This is a genomic window from Sphingomonas sp. Leaf30 (assembly GCF_001422525.1).
Taxonomy (GTDB): domain Bacteria; phylum Pseudomonadota; class Alphaproteobacteria; order Sphingomonadales; family Sphingomonadaceae; genus Sphingomonas; species Sphingomonas aerolata.
On the sequence record NZ_LMKZ01000001.1, the window covers coordinates 655,478 to 656,927 of the forward strand.

The following is a 1,450-nucleotide window of genomic DNA, read 5'->3' on the forward strand; positions in this document are numbered from 1 at the left end:
CGAGTCCGAAACACGCCTCGAGCTGTGTCGCGCTGGCGGGGCCGGCATCGAAGATCACCAGCCCATAATGATCGCGCAGCGGATCGAGCGTGTTGGCAAGACGCTGGCGATCGAAGAGCTCTGACGCGTTGGGGACGCTCGGACCCGCCGACAGCAGCGACAGGCCGGGGATCGCGGTGGTCTGGGCGATCGCCTCGACGCGGCCGCCCGACGACAGCAGTGTCGACAGACCGGTGCGGTTGGGCAGGCGGAAGAGCCCGTGCTGACGCGGCGCGCTGATACCGCCATCGACCAGCAGCGTCGAATAACCGGCCTGGGCGCACGCGACCGCCAGATTGGCGGTGAGCACGGTGGTATGCAGCGTTTCGTCGTCGATCCCGATCATCGCGATCCCCTGGAGCGGGGAGCCGTCGGGACGGACGTCGCGCGTCACGATCGCGCGAATGTCGCGCGCTGTGACCGCGATGGGATCGTCGGGCGCGAATGCTGCGACGACGAGCGGATCGACGCGCTCATCGCCTTCGGGCAGGACGGTGAAGCCCTGTTGCAGCTCGATCGCGCGGCGAACCTGCTCCTCGGTCGCAAAGCCGAGTTCGACCGCCGCCTCGCCAAACAACACCCCGGTCTCGGCCTGGCGATGCTCGATCTGGCGATGCGCCTCGGGCGACAGCGACAGCAATTTGCCCAGAAGCTGCCGCTGGCTGGGCGCTTCGGCGCCCGGCGCGACCGCGGGCCGAACGACATTTGCCGTTTCGCTCGAACGAAGCCTCATGACGTCTGCCTTCCACCCAGCAGCGACGCGACGCGCGACTGCGAAAACGATACCGAGCCCAGCACGGGCACACCCATGGCGGTCGCTGCGCCGCTCGACGTCCGCACCCGCGGTCGCCACAGTTCGAGCGCCAGCGCCGTCCCCGCCGCCAGCATTCCGCCCAGCACGAGGCCGAGCGCCAACCGCATCGGCACGTTGGGCGAGGAGGGGAACATCGGCGGCTGCGCGACGTCGAGCTGGACGACGTTGGTCGACGGCGCCTCGCTCTGCAGCCGCATCGTGCCGAGGCGCTGGGTCACGGTGTCATAGGCCGCGCGGGCCGAATCGACGTCGCGCTGGAGCACGTCGAGCTCGGCGCGGTCGCCCGCCAGCGACAGCATCTTGCCGCGCTGCTGGTTCAGCAAGGCGCGCATCTGGCTTTCCTTGCTGCTCGCCGTACCGCTGGCGACGCGCACCGCATTGGCGCTCGTCCCCGTCTCGACCGCGAGCCGGCGACGCAGTGCCGACAGTTCCGCCTCGGCGGCCTGACGCTGCGGGTGGTTCGGACCGAGATCCGCGCTGAGCTGCGCGACTTCGGCCGTCTTGGCTGAGATCTGCGCGCGCAGCCCCTGGACGACACCGGCCGTTTGCACGTCGAGCCCGGTGCTGCCGCCGCCGGCTCGCGCGCCGGCATCCGCC

Annotated in this window: 2 protein-coding genes; both read right to left on the reverse strand. The window is 70.3% G+C overall.

Going from position 1 to position 1,450, the window contains the following annotated elements; genetic code table 11:
- On the reverse strand, positions 1-772 hold a 772-nt coding region (locus tag ASE89_RS20715; RefSeq protein WP_056673955.1), incomplete at its 3' end, for a hypothetical protein.
- Positions 769-1,450, reverse strand: a 682-nt coding sequence (locus ASE89_RS19585) for a GNVR domain-containing protein (RefSeq protein WP_330219038.1), incomplete at its 5' end; no start/stop codon positions are given. The genes ASE89_RS20715 and ASE89_RS19585, both read right to left, overlap by 4 nt.